This window comes from Rheinheimera texasensis (assembly GCF_964031785.1).
Taxonomy (GTDB): domain Bacteria; phylum Pseudomonadota; class Gammaproteobacteria; order Enterobacterales; family Alteromonadaceae; genus Pararheinheimera; species Pararheinheimera texasensis_A.
This window is the reverse complement of record NZ_CAXIRE010000021.1, coordinates 1,066,731-1,083,533: the sequence shown is the minus strand read 5'-3', so window position 1 is coordinate 1,083,533 and position 16,803 is coordinate 1,066,731. Positions and strand designations below refer to the sequence as shown.

General features: G+C 53.2%; 11 protein-coding genes and 3 tRNA genes. 12 read left to right on the top strand and 2 right to left on the bottom strand.

Translation table 11 applies throughout. The features are described from left to right. Positions 1-28: 28 nt before the first annotated feature. Positions 29-733, top strand: coding sequence for a transporter substrate-binding domain-containing protein (locus ABNT34_RS16350; RefSeq protein WP_348733506.1), 705 nt, complete (start codon positions 29-31; stop codon positions 731-733). A gap of 31 nt (positions 734-764) precedes the next feature. On the opposite strand, the gene ABNT34_RS16345 is transcribed toward ABNT34_RS16350, so the two are convergent. Both ABNT34_RS16345 and ABNT34_RS16340 read right to left on the bottom strand, forming a co-directional pair. Continuing rightward, complete coding sequence (locus ABNT34_RS16345; protein WP_348733504.1) at positions 765-4,379, bottom strand: response regulator; 3,615 nt, start codon at positions 4,377-4,379, stop codon at positions 765-767. An 81-nt stretch (positions 4,380-4,460) separates the two neighbouring features. After that, the gene (locus tag ABNT34_RS16340; protein WP_348733502.1) at positions 4,461-4,955 is read right to left on the bottom strand and encodes a TIGR00645 family protein; all 495 of its coding nucleotides are present in this window, start codon (positions 4,953-4,955) and stop codon (positions 4,461-4,463) included. Positions 4,956-5,150: 195 nt separating this feature from the next. Between ABNT34_RS16340 and ABNT34_RS16335 the strand changes: the two genes are divergently transcribed. The 11 genes from ABNT34_RS16335 to ABNT34_RS16285 all read left to right on the top strand — a co-directional run bounded on the left by ABNT34_RS16335 (position 5,151) and on the right by ABNT34_RS16285 (position 16,580). Beyond that, the gene (locus ABNT34_RS16335) at positions 5,151-7,313 is read left to right on the top strand and encodes a S46 family peptidase (protein WP_348733501.1); all 2,163 of its coding nucleotides are present in this window, start codon (positions 5,151-5,153) and stop codon (positions 7,311-7,313) included. 129 nt (positions 7,314-7,442) lie between these two features. Next, positions 7,443-7,961, top strand: coding sequence for a WbuC family cupin fold metalloprotein (locus ABNT34_RS16330; RefSeq protein WP_348733499.1), 519 nt, complete (start codon positions 7,443-7,445; stop codon positions 7,959-7,961). After that, positions 7,958-8,668, top strand: coding sequence for a hypothetical protein (locus ABNT34_RS16325; protein ID WP_348733497.1), 711 nt, complete (start codon positions 7,958-7,960; stop codon positions 8,666-8,668). The genes ABNT34_RS16330 and ABNT34_RS16325 overlap by 4 nt, the downstream gene beginning before the upstream one ends. Next, positions 8,658-9,125, top strand: a complete 468-nt coding sequence (locus ABNT34_RS16320) for a regulatory protein RecX (RefSeq protein WP_348733495.1) — start codon at positions 8,658-8,660, stop codon at positions 9,123-9,125. The genes ABNT34_RS16325 and ABNT34_RS16320 overlap by 11 nt, the downstream gene beginning before the upstream one ends. A gap of 16 nt (positions 9,126-9,141) precedes the next feature. Continuing rightward, positions 9,142-11,760: an alanine--tRNA ligase gene (gene alaS / locus ABNT34_RS16315; protein ID WP_348733730.1), complete on the top strand. Its 2,619-nt coding sequence runs from the start codon at positions 9,142-9,144 to the stop codon at positions 11,758-11,760. A gap of 3 nt (positions 11,761-11,763) precedes the next feature. After that, positions 11,764-12,966: an aspartate kinase gene (locus ABNT34_RS16310; RefSeq protein ID WP_348733493.1), complete on the top strand. Its 1,203-nt coding sequence runs from the start codon at positions 11,764-11,766 to the stop codon at positions 12,964-12,966. 120 nt (positions 12,967-13,086) lie between these two features. Next, on the top strand, positions 13,087-13,290 hold the full coding sequence (gene csrA / locus ABNT34_RS16305; protein ID WP_031568392.1) for a carbon storage regulator CsrA: 204 nt from the start codon (positions 13,087-13,089) through the stop codon (positions 13,288-13,290). Positions 13,291-13,457: 167 nt separating this feature from the next. Beyond that, positions 13,458-13,547 (top strand) — tRNA-Ser (locus tag ABNT34_RS16300). Between the two features lie 18 nt (positions 13,548-13,565). Beyond that, positions 13,566-13,642: transfer RNA gene (locus ABNT34_RS16295), tRNA-Arg, on the top strand. A 65-nt stretch (positions 13,643-13,707) separates the two neighbouring features. Beyond that, positions 13,708-13,784: transfer RNA gene (locus ABNT34_RS16290), tRNA-Arg, on the top strand. Positions 13,785-14,585: 801 nt separating this feature from the next. Beyond that, positions 14,586-16,580 (top strand): methyl-accepting chemotaxis protein, encoded by a 1,995-nt coding sequence (locus ABNT34_RS16285; protein ID WP_348733490.1) that lies wholly within the window; start codon positions 14,586-14,588, stop codon positions 16,578-16,580. The last annotated feature ends 223 nt before the right edge of the window (positions 16,581-16,803 follow it).

Here is a 16,803-nt window from a genome sequence, read left to right as displayed (position 1 = left end):
GCGGTTGAAACACAAGCTGAACCTTTTTATGCCGCTGCACTGGGTGTTGTGGCCTTGTGCTGTGCTGGCTACAGAGGCGCCATTACGGGTGCCGCATATCGCTGATGCGCCGCCTTTTATGCTGACGGACGCACAGCAGGTGCCCAATGGCGGGATTTTATTTGATATCTATCAGCAGCTCAGTGCTGCGATGCAACGGCCTTTGCAAATCGAAGCTATTCCACGCAAAAGAGTCACCGAAATGCTGCTGCGCGGCCAGCTGGATTTGTACTGCAATGGCACGCCGGACTGGTTTACTGAACCGGAGCTGCGCTGGAGCCCGCCGCTATTTATTCACCGCGATTTGTACGTATCGGCACAGCCTTATCGTGATTTTGCCGATTTTCGCCAGCGGGTCAGCGGCAAAGTCGGCACTACTTTTGGTTATGTCTATCCGACCTTAACTGAGTTGTTTGCCCGCGGCCAGCTGCAGCGGGTCGACAGTTATTCGCCGGCAGAAAGTCTGCGCCACCTGCAAAAGCGCCATCTGAATGCCGTCGTGGTGTCTGAATTTGAATTTAATTATCTGTTGGCGCAAAAACAGGATTTGCACGTGGTGGAAATTGAACGCAATCAAATCCGCTGCATGTATTCACCGGTGCTGGCTGAGCAGACGATCCAGCAATTAAACCAAAGGATCAGCGCACTGCAGCAGCAAGGAAAAATCGAGCAGATCCTGGCAGCTTACCGCTAGTGGCTTGCTCCCTAAGATCTTGGCCCTAAGTTCAAACCCACTCCTGCACTTTGCTCAGCAAGGTTCTGGCGTCAAAAGGTTTGGCAATAAAATCATTCATGCCGGCCTCCAGACATTCACGGCGAAACTCTTCAGTAGCGTGCGCCGTCAGCGCAATCACCGGCAATTTGGCGTAAACCGCTTGTTGGCGTAGTAATTTCGTCGCGGTGTAGCCATCCATCGTTGGCATATGCACGTCCATCAGCACTAATGCATACTGCTGTTGTTGCAGCTGCGACAACGCCTGTTCACCGTGGTCGGCAACATCGACGGCAAAACCGGCATGTTGCAGGATGATACGCGCCAGCGTCTGGTTGTAACTGTTGTCTTCAACCAGCAGGATACGGTTTGCGTTCGTAGCTTGCGGCGCCGTTGATGCGCTTTGGGATGGCTGGGGCTCAGGCGCAGGCTTCACCGCAGGTGTGCTTAAATCTGTGCGCGGCGCTGCTTTGCCCTCGGCGCTGGATTCGGCCCGGTAACTGCGGATATTAAAGCTGAAAGTACTGCCGATGCCGGCCTGGCTTTGCACGTCGATGCGCCCGCCCATCAGTTGCACCAGACGCTGCGCGATACTCAGGCCAAGCCCGGTGCCGCCATATTTGCGGCTGGTCGAGCTGTCGGCCTGACTGAACGCCTGAAACAGATTACTGCACTGTTCCGGGCTCAGACCAATGCCAGTGTCCTGCACCGCAAAATGCAACCAGACTTCGGCCGGCGTTTCCGGCACTTTAACCTGCAGCGCCAAATCAACCCGCAGCACCACTTTGCCCTGGCCGGTAAATTTCACTGCGTTGCTGAGCAGATTAATCAGCACCTGACTGAGCCGCAGCGGGTCGCCAATCAACCAGGCCGGAACCTGCGGATCGACACTGAATTGCAGCTCCAGCCGTTTTTGCCGTGCCTGTTCGATAAACAAATCACGGATCTGCTGCAGCATATCCTGCAGACGGAAGCGCACCTGCTCTAATTCCAGCTTACCCGCTTCGACTTTGGAAAAGTCGAGAATGTCATTGATAATACTCAGCAATATTTTGCTGGAAGCCGTGATTTTACTTAAGTAAAGCTGTTGGTCGGCGAAGGATTCACTGTTTTGCGCCAGCTGGGCAAAACCGACGATCGCATTCATCGGGGTGCGGATCTCATGGCTCATATTGGCGAGAAACTCGCTTTTTGCCACCGCAGCCGCTTCGGCTTTTTGCTTGGCGCCTTCGAGCATCAGCATAGTGTCTTCCAGGTGCTGCGTGCGCTGGCGCACTAAATCTTCCAGCTTACTGTTTTCCTGTAACACCGGCCGCACGCGCCAGCCAATCAGACTTTTCAGCACCAACAACGCCAGCAGCGAATACAGCAGATAAGCCCACCAGCTTTGGTACCAGGGTGCGGCAATTTGCAGATGCAGAGGTGTGGCTTCGCTGACTTCGCCAAAGGCATTTTTGTAGCGTAATTTAAACTGGTAGCTGCCAGGCGCCAGGTTGGTGTAATCACGATAGGTTTCATTGTGCCAATCCGACCAGGCGGGGTCGTTACCGGTCAGCTGCACCTGAAACAGGTTGGTATCCAGATGGCCGTAGCGCGGCACTGTGTATTCAATCCGCAACGAATTTTGATCGGCGGCCAGCTCCAGTTTTGACAGATGGCCGCCAGCGAAGTGCGTCTGATTATCCCGGCTCACCACCCGGCGGATCAGCGGCGGATGTGCCACCTGAGATTTGCTGATCCGGTTGGCATCAAAACGGAAAATACCTTCAGCGCCGCCAAACCAGGTGACGGCAGCGTCTTCGGCCAGAATGACGTCCAGTGGCGTATCAGCCAGCGGGAACAGCGGCGCGGCTGACCAGTGATAGGGCTGATCTGCAGCGGATTTTTCTGCGGCACCGGCCTGACGTTCGCCGGTCTGATTGTCCCAGTTGATCATCCAGATGCGGCCGGCACTGTCCTGAGTTGGTGAACGGACCCAGGGCTGCTCAGGGAACAAATCGCGAAACACCGGATGGAGCTGGAAACTCTGGGTACTTTGATTAAATTGATACAATCCGGCGACGGTCGCGAACAACAAACCGCCGGACCAACGATGCACAGAATTGCGGTTCAGGCTCGGCAGCCCGGCCGCTTCAGTGAATTTGTCAATTAATGCCGGCGTGCCGCTTTGCAGGCGATAAATGCCATCCGCCAGACTACCAATCCATAAAGTGCCGTCACTTTCCTCTACCAGACTGTTCAGGTTGCCTTGAATACCGGCCACCGGGCCCAGTTCATGCCAGTGCTGACCGTCAAACTGCAGCCGGATCAGACCGTTTTGTAAGCCAACCCAGACCAGTGACGGATCGCGGCGTGACACTAACAACACTTTGACTGGCAGCGGCGCGCTGTATATCAGGCTGGCTTTACCGTCTTTGTATTGAAACACGCCTTTGTTGTTGGCGATGAGCATTGAATCGGCGAAATCAGCAAAATCCCAGGTCTGATTGGTAAAACCGTCGATGGCAGTAAAGTGAGCGGCTTTGACGCCGTCGGCCTGCAGCCGGAACAACCCCTGACTGGTGCCGGCAAACAGCTGGTCAGCATAGCGGTGCAGCGACAGCACATTCCCTTTGAGCCCCATCACATGATTAAACATCGAAATCGCCGACGACGCTTCAACCCGGGCCAGGCCATGGTCCATTGCCACCCACAGACCTTGTTGCCGGTCTTCCATCAGCGCGCGGATATTGTCATCCAGCATGCCGGAAAACTTATTGATATGACTATGGATATTGCCTTTGGCGTCCAGCAGGTAAATGCCGTTGCGTACAGTCCCGACGGCCAGCAAACCATTACGCAGACGCTGACTGGTGTATATCATCGCCTCGTTCAGTTCGGCACTGGCCGGCAGCGTGAAGGGGGTCATGCCATGCGGGCCCAGCAGAAAAAAGCCTGCGTCGCGCGTGCCAATCAGCACCTGATTTTCGTCCCATTGTTCGGCGATAAACACTGCTTTGTCGGCCAGCGGCTGGGCGGCGGGTAAAGGTTCCAGCCGGCCGTCGGTCAGCTCCAGCAGGCCACTGTCCTGTTCTTTAATCAAAATGCGGTCGTTCAGCTGAAAGGCCTTCATAAAAGCCGATTCACTGGTCCAGCTGCGGACTTCCTGATCATTGATTAAAAACAGATAAGAGCGGGCGACGAATAACACGCCTTGTTCGGTGACAAAAGTCTGGCGGATATCCTGAAAATTACGGTAAGCCGCCGGAATGCGTTCGCGCCACGAGACAAACTGCGCGCCTTGTGGCCGGCTTTTATTGATGTACCCCAAATCACCTTTAGCACCGACATAAATGCGGCCATCAGAACCAAGCGCCAGCGAGCGCACTACCGACTGGTTGGTGGTCGCCAGTGTGCGCCAGTGCACGCCGTCGAACTCCAGCACGCCGACATTGTTGCCAGCATAGATCAGACCGTCGCTGTCCTGCAGCAAAGCCCAGTTCTGGGTGCCGGCATTGTAATCTTTGGGTTTGAAATTTTTCAGCAGTGGTAACCCGGCTTCCATCGCCGGCAATTGTGTACTGAGCAGCAGCAGACTGAGAGTCAGCAACCGGGTGATCGATAAAATAACTGACGCAAATCCCTGCACAGCAAAACCTCGTGGTCTGAACGCGGCTCCAGACGGAGCGCAGACCTGCTAAATTAACCCAGCCCTTAGTCCGGGTCAATTTCAGACTTTTTCTTTGGTCAGCTTGTCCAGATACCCCATTACAAAAGCTGAGAGTACAAAAGTGATATGGATCAACAGGTACCACATAATTTTGTCATTATCGATATTGGGTGTATCCATAAAAATTTTCAGCAGATGGATAGAGGAAATCGCCACAATAGAAGCGGCGACTTTGTTTTTTAACGAGCCGGAATCGACTTTTCCCAGCCAGTTGAGCTTTTCCGCGGATTCATCAATATCAAGCCGCGAAACAAAGTTCTCATAACCGGAAAACATCACCATCACTATGAGTCCGCCGACCAGCGCGATATCGATCATCGACAGCACCACTAAAATCAGGTCGGCCTCTTTGGTCTGCAGAATATTCGGCAGCAAGTGGAAAATTTCCTGAAAAAACTTAACACCCAGCGCAATCAGCACCAGACTGAGACCGAGATAAATCGGCGCCATCAGCCAGCGGCTGGCGTACATCAGGGATTCCAGGTGTTTTTCCATATTTTTTGCTCTGCTTGTGACGGCGACTATCCGGCAGATTTGGGGGTACGGCGGCTTTTTTTCAAGGTCTGACGTTTTTCTGCGGCAAGGGCTGTATTTTCGCGCCAGATTTATCGCACAATGCGTGCCATACCTGCCCACTCATGGAGACTGACCGCATTGCCTGCGGGTCAGCGTCAGCAAGGAAAATTATCAATGAAAAAAACTGTGCTTGTGTTGTCGGTCGGACTGGCTCTGGCTGCAAACGCAGAAGAAGGTATGTGGCAACCGCATCAGTTGCCGGAACTCGAAACTGTCTTAAAGGCCAAAGGCCTGCAAATTGATGCCAAAGCGATCGCCGATTTAACCGCCTTTCCGATGAATGCGGTGATTAGCCTCGGCGGCTGTACCGCGTCTTTTGTGTCAAAACAAGGTTTAGCGCTGACCAACCACCATTGTGCTTACAGCAGCATTCAGTACAACAGCACAGCGCAGAATAACCGCATCGAACGCGGCTTTTTAGCTAAAACCCAGACCGAAGAGTTACCGGCGGCGCCCGGCAGTAAAATTCTGGTGACCGAAGCGGTCAGCAATGTCACGCAGCAAATCAAACAGGAACTGACGCCACAACTGCAGGGCAAGGACCGTTTTGACAAAATTGAACAGTTGCGTAAAGAGCTGGTGGCCGAATGTGAAACTGCGCCGGGCTATCGCTGTGAGGTGTACAGCTTCCATGGTGGTCTGGAATATTATCTGATTAAACAGCTGGAGATCCGCGACGTGCGGCTGGTCTATGCGCCGGCTGATGGCGTCGGACGTTTTGGCGGCGACATCGATAACTGGATGTGGCCGCGTCATACCGGCGACTATTCGTTTTACCGCGCTTATGTCGGTAAAGACGGCAAACCGGCAGACTACAGCACGGAAAACGTGCCTTTTGTGCCACCAAGTTCGTTAAAAGTGTCAGCCAAAGGCGTGCAGGCCGGTGATTTTGTCATGGTGCTGGGTTATCCGGGGCGTACTAACCGTTATAACACCGCGTTTGAAGTGAAAAACCAGTTCACCACAGTGTTACCGGCGGCGCGGCAATATCGTGAAGAAACTATCGCGCTGATTAAGCAACATGCGGCAGAAGGTTCAGAAGCGCGGATTAAATACGAATCAATTCTGGCTGGCCTTGCTAATTACGCAAAAAACTATGACGGCATGATAAAAACTTATCAAAAAGGCGCTACGCAGCCGCAAAAGGATGAGTTCGAAGCCGTGCTGAATCGCTGGATAGACGCCGACCCTGCACGCAAAGCCAAATACAAACCAGCGCTGCTGAGCCTGCAGCAATTGTTGGAAGCGGAGACCGCCACCCAGCAACGTGATTTGGTGCTGACTTATTTTGGTTATGCCCAGTTATTCAGTACCGGCCGCAAACTTTACCGGCTGGCGCTGGAACAACAAAAACCGGATGAAGAACGTGAGACCGGTTATCAGCAACGTGATTTGGACCGCTTTAAAGCCGGCCTGAAACGGATGTCGCGCAGTTATGACAGCGCCATCGATTTAGAGATCGCTCTGCATTTCCTCAAGCATTATGCGGCTTTGCCAAAACCGCAGCGCCTGGCGGCGTTTGATCAGTATTTTGGTATCGCTGAGGCTTTTGACGAGGCCGCAGTGCGCACCAAACTGACGCAGATTTATCAGACTTCGTTGCTTGGCGATGAAATCGAACGGCTGGCCTTGGTGGGTAAAACTCCGGATGAACTCAAAACCAGCACAGATCCGGCGATTCAGTTTGCGCTGGCGATGGCGGAAACGGATTTAGCGCTGGAAAACGACCAGAAGAACCAGGCCGGTAAACTGGCGGTGGCGCGGCCTAAGGTCATGGAAGCGGTGATTGCCTTTAACAAAGCCAGTCAAAAACCGGTCTATGCCGATGCCAACGGCACCTTGCGGGTCACTTTTGGTGAAGTCAAAGGCTACGAGCCACGCGACGGTGTGGCCTATCAGCCTTTTACTACCCTCAAAGGCATCAGTGAAAAACACACAGGCCAAAGCCCGTTTAGCGCTCCGGCGCCGCAGCTTGTGGCTATCGCGGCTGGTGACTTCAGCGCTTATGCCCATCCTGAGCTCAAAACAGTGCCGGTCAACTTCTTAAGTACCGTCGACACCACAGGCGGCAATTCAGGTTCACCGACGCTAAACGGCAAGGCCGAATTGGTCGGCCTGCTGTTTGACGGCGTGATTGAAGGCATTATCGGTAATTACGCTTATGATCCTCTGCTTAACCGCTCCATCCACGTCGACAGCCGCTATCTGTTGTGGCAAATGGAGAAAGTCGATGGTGCGACCAATCTGACCGCGGAAATGGAAATAGTCCGCGAGTAATCGCAAAGGTTGCGCAGAATTGCGAAAAAAAGGTGCCATTGGCACCTTTTTTGTGCAAAGTCCGGCCGATTTACGCTATGGGATGCTGGCGCAATTGCAGTATGATAGGGCGCTTTTATCCTGGCCATAATGTTAGAATTTGCTGGCATGTTATTAGATCAATCCTTATTTAACGCATTACTGGAAGCGGCGGCGCAAAGCCCGCGCCGGCGTGCCTTCAAAAATCTGCATCAGGATTTTGCTGAGCCGGTGCAGCGTGTGGTCATCGCCATTCAACCTGATAGCTATGTGCCGCCGCACCGGCATGTTGAGGCGCATCAGTGGGAATTGTTTGTGGTGTTAGCCGGCAGTATCGATTTTTGTCAGTTTGATGATGCCGGCCTGCTGACGGCCCGCAATACTTTAACGGCAGGTTCAGCGTTAACCGGGCTTGAACTGGCGCCTGGTGTCTGGCACAGCATAGTCGCTGCAAGTGGCGGCGCAGTTTTTCTCGAAGTAAAACAAGGCCCGTTTGACCCGGCACAGCCGCGGTTTTTTGCGCCTTTTGCCCCGGCTGAGCAAGATATGCAGGCCGGCGCTTACCTGGCCTGGTTAAGCACAGCAAAGCCAGGCGATCAAAGTCCGGCGTGGCAGGAGATGACGCAATGAAATTACAACTGGTGATCCGCCGGGCACCGGCCAAAGCTGCACTGGAATGGCTCAAACAAGGCTGGTTGCTGATGCGCGCTCAGCTGCTGTTGCTGGTGTTGTTCTGGCTGATGTTGTCGGTCTCGTTACTCGGGCTGCTGCATCCGCTGCTGGCGGTAGTATCGACTTTGCTTAGCCCATTTTTAATGGCCGGTTTTTATGAAGGCATAGTCCGGGCACAACAACAAAAACCACTGACGTTGTCTACTCTCTGGCAACCGCTGAAAGACGGGCAGCACCGGGCCGCTTTTATCCGGCTTGCCGCATTGAATATTCTGTTTTCCATCCCCAGTCAGTTATTGATCCAGCAGCAGATGCCACTCTGGGAAACCGGGCAGGCGGATTTGCTGGCTTTGTTCGCGCTGGTGGCGATGGCGGCTATCAATGCAATGTTATTTGCTTATGCCGTGCCGGTGATTTATTTTCTGCGCGAGCAGCGTTTGTGGCCGGTGCTGCAGGCCAGTTTTATGGCGTGCTGGCGTAATGTACCGGCGCTGACTCTGTATGGCGTGCTGTCAGTGCTGCTTGTGTTAACCGGCCCTTTTACCATGATGATTTCGCTGATCCTGATATTGCCCTGGCTGGCGATTAGCTTTTTCCTGTCGTTCCGGGAGTTTTTTGTGCTGACGCCGGCGCGGCCGGATGAGGCGGCAGTGTTTGAAGTCTGACGCCGAAGTACTGACACCGCAACAAGCCTGGCAACTCGCCATCGGCTTGCTGAGCAGGCGCGACCACAGCAGCCATGAGCTGCTGGAAAAGCTGCAGCAACGCGGCGTGACTGCCGAGCTCGCTCAGGCGACATTAACACGCTGTCAGCAGGAGCAGTACCAGTCCGACCAGCGTTTTGCTGAGATGTTATTACGCCACTGCATCAGCAAAGGCCAGGGCCTGGCAGTGCTGCGTCAGCTCAGCCGGCAACACCGGCTTGGCAATGACTTATTACAACAGGCGTTGGATGACGCCGAACCTGATTGGTTTGAACTGGCGCGCAGCTGTGCGCAGAAGAAATTCGGTGAGCTTGCGGCCGGTTCAGACAAAGAAAGATTAAAACGGATGGCGTTTTTGCAGCGCCGGGGCTTTAGTTCAGAGCAGATCCGTTACGCATTACAACATTCAGATAGTTAGGACAGCCATTATGTACATGACCTCTGCGCAACTGCGCCGTGCTTTTCTGGACTTTTTTGCCAGTAAAGGCCACCAAATTGTCTCAAGCAGCTCGTTAATTCCGGGCAATGACCCGACGCTGCTGTTCACCAATGCCGGCATGGTGCAATTTAAAGATGTGTTCCTTGGCCAGGATAAGCGCAGCTACAGCCGCGCTGTGACCGCGCAGCGCTGTGTGCGCGCCGGTGGTAAACACAATGACCTGGAAAACGTCGGCTATACCGCGCGGCACCATACTTTCTTTGAAATGCTGGGTAACTTCAGCTTCGGCGATTATTTCAAAGAAGACGCGATCAAATACGCCTGGGAATTTTTAACCGAAGTCGTCAAATTACCAAAAGAAAAGCTGTGGATCACAGTCTATGCCACCGACGACGAAGCTTTTGACATCTGGACCCAGCAAATCGGTGTGCCAAAAGAGCGGGCGATCCGCATCGGTGACAACAAAGGTGCCCCTTTTGCTTCTGATAACTTCTGGGCCATGGGTGATACCGGCCCTTGTGGCCCTTGTACAGAAATTTTCTACGACCATGGCGACCATATCTGGGGTGGCCCACCGGGCTCCGCAGAAGAAGACGGCGACCGGTTCATTGAAATTTGGAACAACGTCTTTATGCAGTTCAACCGCCACGCCGATGGCCGGATGGAACCGCTGCCAAAACCAAGCGTCGACACCGGCATGGGCTTAGAGCGCATCGCGGCGATTCTGCAGCATGTGCACAGCAACTACGAAATCGACATTTTCCAGGGCCTGATTAAAGCAGCTGCAGCAGTGACCGGCACCACGGATCTGGACAATAAATCACTGCGGGTGATTGCCGACCATATCCGTTCTTGTTCTTTCCTGGTCGCCGATGGTGTGATGCCATCGAACGAAGGCCGCGGTTATGTACTGCGCCGTATTATTCGTCGTGCAGTGCGCCACGGTAATCAGCTCGGCGCCAAAGGCGTGTTCTTCAGTAAATTAGTGGCAGAACTTGCCGTGCAGATGGGCGAAGCCTATCCGGAGCTGATTGAAAAACAAGCCATTATCGAAAAAGTACTGCGGATGGAAGAAGAGCAGTTTGGCAAAACACTGGAACGTGGTCTGTTACTGCTCAAAGATGCTTTAGCGGCGCTGGGTGACAGCAAAGAAATCCCGGGCGAAGTGGTGTTTAAGCTCTATGACACTTATGGCTTCCCGGTCGATTTAACCAGTGATGTGGCGCGCGAGCAGGGTTATACCGTTGATCAGGCCGGCTTTGAAGCGGCAATGGAAGCACAGCGCAAACGCGCGCAGGCCGCTTCAAGCTTTGGTCAGGATTACAACCAAACCGTAACTTCAGAGCAAGTAACTGATTTCACAGGTTATACGCAGCAGCACGGCAATGCCGTCGTGCTGGAAATCGTCCGCGATGGTGACAAAGTCGACACTATTATCGACGGCCAGCAGGCGCTGGTGATCCTCGACCAGACACCATTTTATGCTGAATCTGGCGGTCAGATGGGCGATACCGGCACTTTAACGCTGGCGTCCGGTGCCGTGTTCACCGTCGCGGATACGGTCAAAATCGGTAAAGCTTTTGCCCATCGCGGCACCATCACCGGCACTTTAACTGTTGGTGAGCGTGTTGATGCCCAGATTGACAACGAACGCCGCAATGCCATTCGTAAAAACCACTCAGCGACCCACTTATTACATGCGGCCTTGCAGCAAGTGTTAGGTGCGCACGTGGTGCAAAAAGGCTCGCAAGTGGGCCCGGATCGCCTGCGCTTTGACTTTGCCCATTTTGAAGCGGTCAAAGCCGATGAAGTGCGTACCATCGAACAGCTGGTCAACGCCCAAATCCAGGCCAACCATGAAGTGCTGACCCGGTTGATGCAGCTCGATGCCGCTAAAGCCGCCGGCGCTATGGCGCTGTTTGGCGAAAAATATGACGACGATGTGCGGGTGTTGTCGATGGGCGACTTCTCGATAGAACTCTGTGGTGGTACCCACGTTGCCCGTACCGGCGATATCGGTCTGTTTAAGATTGTGGTCGAAAGCGGTATCGCTGCCGGTGTACGCCGGATTGAAGCGGTGACAGGCGCTGGCGCGCTGGTTTATCTGCATAAGTTAGAGCAACAGGCGCAGCAAGTGGCAGCCTTATTAAAAGGCGATGTGTTGTCGATTGGCGAGCGTGTTGTGCAGACTTTAGATCGCAGTAAACAGCTGGAAAAAGAGCTGGAGCAATTAAAGGCTAAAATGGCCAGTGCAGCCGGTGCTTCCTTGCTGGAAAAAGCAGTGGCCATCAACGGCACTAAAGTGCTGATTGCAGAGCTTGCCGGTGTTGATCCAAAGGGCTTCCGTACTATGGTCGACGAGCTGAAAAACAACATTGGCTCTGGTGTGATTCTGCTGGGCACGGCCAGCGACGGCAAAGTCAGTCTGATCGCCGGCGTGACCAAAGACCTGACCGATAAAGTCAATGCTGGTCAGTTGGTAGGCTGGGCGGCGGAGCAGCTCGGCGGCAAAGGCGGCGGTAAACCTGATCTGGCGCAGGCCGGTGGCACTGACGTCGCAGGGCTTAGCAAAGTATTGGCTGCAGCCTCTGACTATCTGGCAGCGAAGCTGTAACAGGTGGCACTTCTGGTTCAAAAGTTCGGTGGTACTTCTGTCGGGACCACTGAACGGATTGAAGCTGTGGCGGAGCTGATTATCCGCACAGTGCAGGCCGGGCACAAAGTCGTGGCTGTAGTCTCGGCCATGGCGGGGGATACCAACCGGTTGCTGGGCCTGGCGCAACAGATTGATGTTAAAGCAGCACCCCGTGAGCTTGATGTGTTGGCGGCTGCCGGCGAACAAGTCACGGTGGCGCTGTTAGCCATAGCACTGGTTAAACGCGGTTATCCGGCAGTGTCGCTACTGGCTGACCAGATTTGTATCCGCACCGATAACAAATTTGGTCGTGCCCGGATTGAACACGTGGAAACCCACCGGCTGCAACAGGAACTGGAGCAGGGGCATATTGTGGTCGTGGCGGGTTTTCAGGGCCGCGACTTCGAAGGCAACCTGACGACGCTGGGCCGTGGTGGCTCGGATACTTCTGCTGTGGCGCTGGCGGCTGCATTGCAAGCGGATGAGTGTCAGATTTATACCGATGTTGACGGCGTCTACAGCATAGACCCGCGGATTTGTCCGGCGGCAAAGCGCTTAGCCTTTATTCCGTATGGCGATATGCTGGAGCTGGCCAGTGTCGGCGCGAAAGTCCTGCATTCGCGCTCAGTCGAGTATGCCGGCCGTTTTCAGGTGTTATTGCGGGTATTATCAACCTTCAGGCCGGACGCCGGCACGCTGATGCTGTACCGCGATATCCCGCAGCAGCCGCTATTGTCCGGGATCGCCTGCCAGCACGGTCTGACGCTGGTCCAGCTGGAGCATGCCAGTCCGGAGCTGACGTCCGCGGTACTGGAACTGCTGAGCGCAAGGAACATCGACATCGACATGGTCCGTACTGAAGCCGGTAGCGTAGTAAAGACAGAATGGGTACTGGCCAATGCGGATTGGCAGCAAGTGGCTGAGGAAGCTCGGGAATTGCTGAAAATTTGTCAGGGCGCCACCCTCCGCAGTCAGGCAAATCTTGCTAAACTGTCGGTGGTTGGCTACGGCATCGGTACACAGGCTGATATAGTGGCCCGCGTGCATCAGTTGTTAGATTTGCTGAATATTGAGCTGTGGTCTGTGTATCAGACAGACACCCGGCTTTCGGTGCTGATGGCGGCTGAACAAGTCGACGCCACAGCAGCAAAATTGCATCAGGTTTTGTTCGGCAGCGATAATTAATCGCTGGATTTTCATAAATTTGAATGCTGAGTTATCATTGAAGACATGGACGCGTTGGTACCACACTAAGCGTCGTAGTTATCGCTGGGAAATCTGGGATTAAAGGATAGGAGCAAACGAATGCTTATTTTGACCCGTCGCGTTGGTGAGACATTAATGATTGGTGACGAAGTGACAGTCACAGTGTTAGGCGTTAAAGGGAATCAGGTACGGATTGGGGTGAATGCGCCAAAAGAAGTCTCTGTGCACCGCGAAGAAATCTACATGCGAATTCAGGCTGAAAAGGGCACACCAGGCAGCTACAGCCAGGATGATGATCAATAAGTCTGTTTTTGTAAATCATTGTTTTTATTGTTTTGTTGTGTGAAAAATGGCCAGTTTAGTGAATAATTGCGCAGATTGTCTAAAAGGTCGGCAATCGCACAATCCGGCTTAAAATTTTGTTTGACTTATTTTCCTGAAACATTAATATACGCACCGCAACGTAGCGCGGAGAGATGGCCGAGTGGCTGAAGGCGCACCCCTGCTAAGGGTGTATAGGGGAAACTCTATCGAGGGTTCGAATCCCTCTCCCTCCGCCAGTTGTTTTTAGATTAGATGGACGCATAGCTCAGCTGGATAGAGTACTCGGCTACGAACCGAGCGGTCGGAGGTTCGAATCCTCCTGCGTCCGCCATCTGAAACACTGGCACTGCAAGCAACGCTTTAGAAATGTAAGACCTGTCGCAAGACATACTCACCGGACGCATAGCTCAGCTGGATAGAGTACTCGGCTACGAACCGAGCGGTCGGAGGTTCGAATCCTCCTGCGTCCGCCATTAAACCTGCTTAGTGCAGGTTTTTTTGTTTTTAATTAGTACCTGAATTAAAGACTGAAGACGCAGGCAGTGAGAACCTCCCTCCTCGCGGAGCTCGTCGTGTTCAGCCGGCAGCACGCCAAACTGTTGGCGTGCTGAGATCCCGGTCTCACGGTTCGACGTGTCGGCTTTGCCGACCGAGCGCGCGCAGCGCGACCCGAAGGGCAGCTGGCGCAGCCAGCTGTAATCCTCCTGCGTCCTCCGGCTCCTCGCAGAGCTCGTCGCGTGAAAACGGCGCAAGCCAAACGATTGGCTTGCTTTGATCCGTTTTCACCCATTAAACCTGCTTAGTGCAGGTTTTTTTGTTTTTGCCATACAGGCAAAAATCCCTGCGGGACCAGCTGTAGCTGTCCACAAAACGGCAGGATAGCCGTTTTGCACAGCAAAGCTGCCGATAGGCGAGCGGCATGGATGTCGCGAGTGTAAAACGCCCCTGAACTTTTGACGTTATCTGCAGCAAATACCGGTGCGAGATATATTGCGCGAAGACTGTTCAATGGTCTTCAGCGTCGCACCTGTATGGTGCACCACAGCTGCACTGGCCGCAATGAGTGAGCGGCTTGGCGTATTGTTTACAGTCTCTTGCACAGCAATAGTGCAAATCAGCCGCTCCTTAATTAGATAAAACCTTACAGATCATTAATTTAACTGAAATTAGTTAGTGACTGGATTTAATTGTGTTGTTGTGATTTGATGGTTCCGCACATGTTTGGGGGAATTATGTTGTATCAAAAAATAACATCAATAAAAAAGAAAATCCTATTGGCGGTTGGTGGTTCTACTGCGGTGTTACTGGCGGCGGCGGCTTTGCTGGTGATCCAGCAAATTGCAGCACAAACCAGGGCTCAGGTTCAGGCCGAAGCGCAAAGTCTGATGCAAAAAGAAGCGGTCGCTGTAGGGCAGTTTTTTGCGGAATATGCTCAGGTTGCCAAAACGTTTTTACACAATCCGCAGTTCCAGCAATGGTTTGTCAGTTATCCAGGCCGCGGCACTGACCTTGCGACTGCTGCCGGCTATCCGCAAATTAATGCGACTTTTAAAACCATCAGTGGTGGTGATGCCAATATCCTGTCAGCGTTTTTTGCCTTAACCCGTTCCGACGAATATTTTCGCGAAGATTCCAGAACCGGTGTTGACGTGGATGGACCGGATAAAGGGGTGATTGAAAAAGGCTATTTTGCCAGTCAACGGCCCTGGTATATCGAAACGATGCAGCACAATAAGTTTTTCGTTGGTTCGCCGTCAGCGGATTTTACCACCGGGATTGTTTCTGCAGTGGTCGAAGGCCCGGTCTACTTGCCGGACGGCACTTTGTTAGGGGTTGGTGGTCTGGACCTGCACATCAATAAAGTGGGCGATAAAGTAGAAACTATTCGTTATCAGGGTGAAGGCTTGCCCTTTCTGTTAGATGGCAAAGGTCAGATCGTGCATTTCTCTGAACGCGCTGGTATCGCCACAAAAGCCAATGATCCAATCGCGGCTTTTGACAGCAAAATCGATAACAGCAGTGGTTTTGCCGAGCTCAGCAAGGCTGCTATGCAAAGCCGTGCCGGGTTTGCGCCGGTACGTTTAAATGGCGCTGATTATTATGTGGCCTATCAGCCGGTTAGCCGCGACTTTCCACAAATGAACTGGCTGGTGGGGATCCTGATCCCGGCGGCCTTAATCGACGCTCCCATTGAAAGTGCTGTGCAGTGGTCTATAGCCGGTGCTTTGCTGATCCTGACATTAATTACCTGCAGCATTATGCTGACAACCACAGTGATCACCAGACCACTGCAGCAGCTCACTGCAGCCATGCGGGACATTGCCAGCGGCGATGGCGACTTAACCCGCCGGATTGATATCGCGGCACAGGACGAAGTAGGCGCGCTGGCGCGCCACTTTAATACCTTTGTCAGTAAGTTGCGCCAGTCACTGGCGCAAACGCAGCAGCAGGCGGTGCAGGTCAAGCAATCCAGTGAACACCTCAATCAGGTGGTTGGACTGACTAATCAGGAAATCCAGCACGAAAAGGCACAAATTGATTCAGTGTCTGCAGCGGTCACTGAAATGGCCGCCACAGTGCAGGAAATCAGTCGTAACGCGCAGTCAACCAGTCAGGCCGCCGCAGATGCGGATCAGCGGGGCCAGCAGGGCGCCACTTTGTCACAGCTTGCAGTCACTGATATGGATGCGTTGAATCAAACCATGCGTTCGGCGGTTGATGTGGTGATTGGCCTCGCCAAAGAGTCGGAAAATATCGGTACTGTGGTCGATGTGATCAAAGGTATTGCTGAACAGACCAACCTGCTGGCATTAAACGCCGCGATTGAAGCGGCGCGTGCTGGTGAGCAGGGCCGTGGTTTTGCCGTAGTCGCAGATGAAGTGCGTTCGCTGGCGGGCCGCACCCGCGAAAGTACCGACGATATCCGCCGCATGGTAGAAAAACTGCAGGCGATCGCCAAACAGGCAGAAGATGCGATGGAACAAGGCCGCAGTCAGACCGAAATCAGTGCCGAGCGGGCGCGTGCTATGCAACAGTCGCTGCAGGCTATCAGTGCGGCTATTGTGGTGGTACAGCAACAAAGTACACAAATCGCCGTAGCAACAGAGCAGCAGACGATAGTGGCTGATGATATCAACCGCAGTCTGACCGCTATTACTGCCTTAGTGGATAATACGGCAGAGCATGCGGAAGAATTGACCGGAGAAGCTCTGCAGCTCGATAATTCAGCGTCGGCACTGAATCAGGTTGTCGCGCAATTTCGGATTTAAGCACGGGGTCAACGCTGTTTGATCGATAAGGCCACAGTTCGCGGACTGTGGCTTTTTTTTTGTGCACCGGCAACGGCTGTGATTTTCCGTGGCTGTTACCACGAACTGGATCATTATATTTACACAGTTTTCATCTGCAGAACCGGTATAAAGACTTTGTTTTTTATGCGTTCTCCATTACCATGCAGATAAGGGAAAAATAAAAGAAAGATATGGATATTTT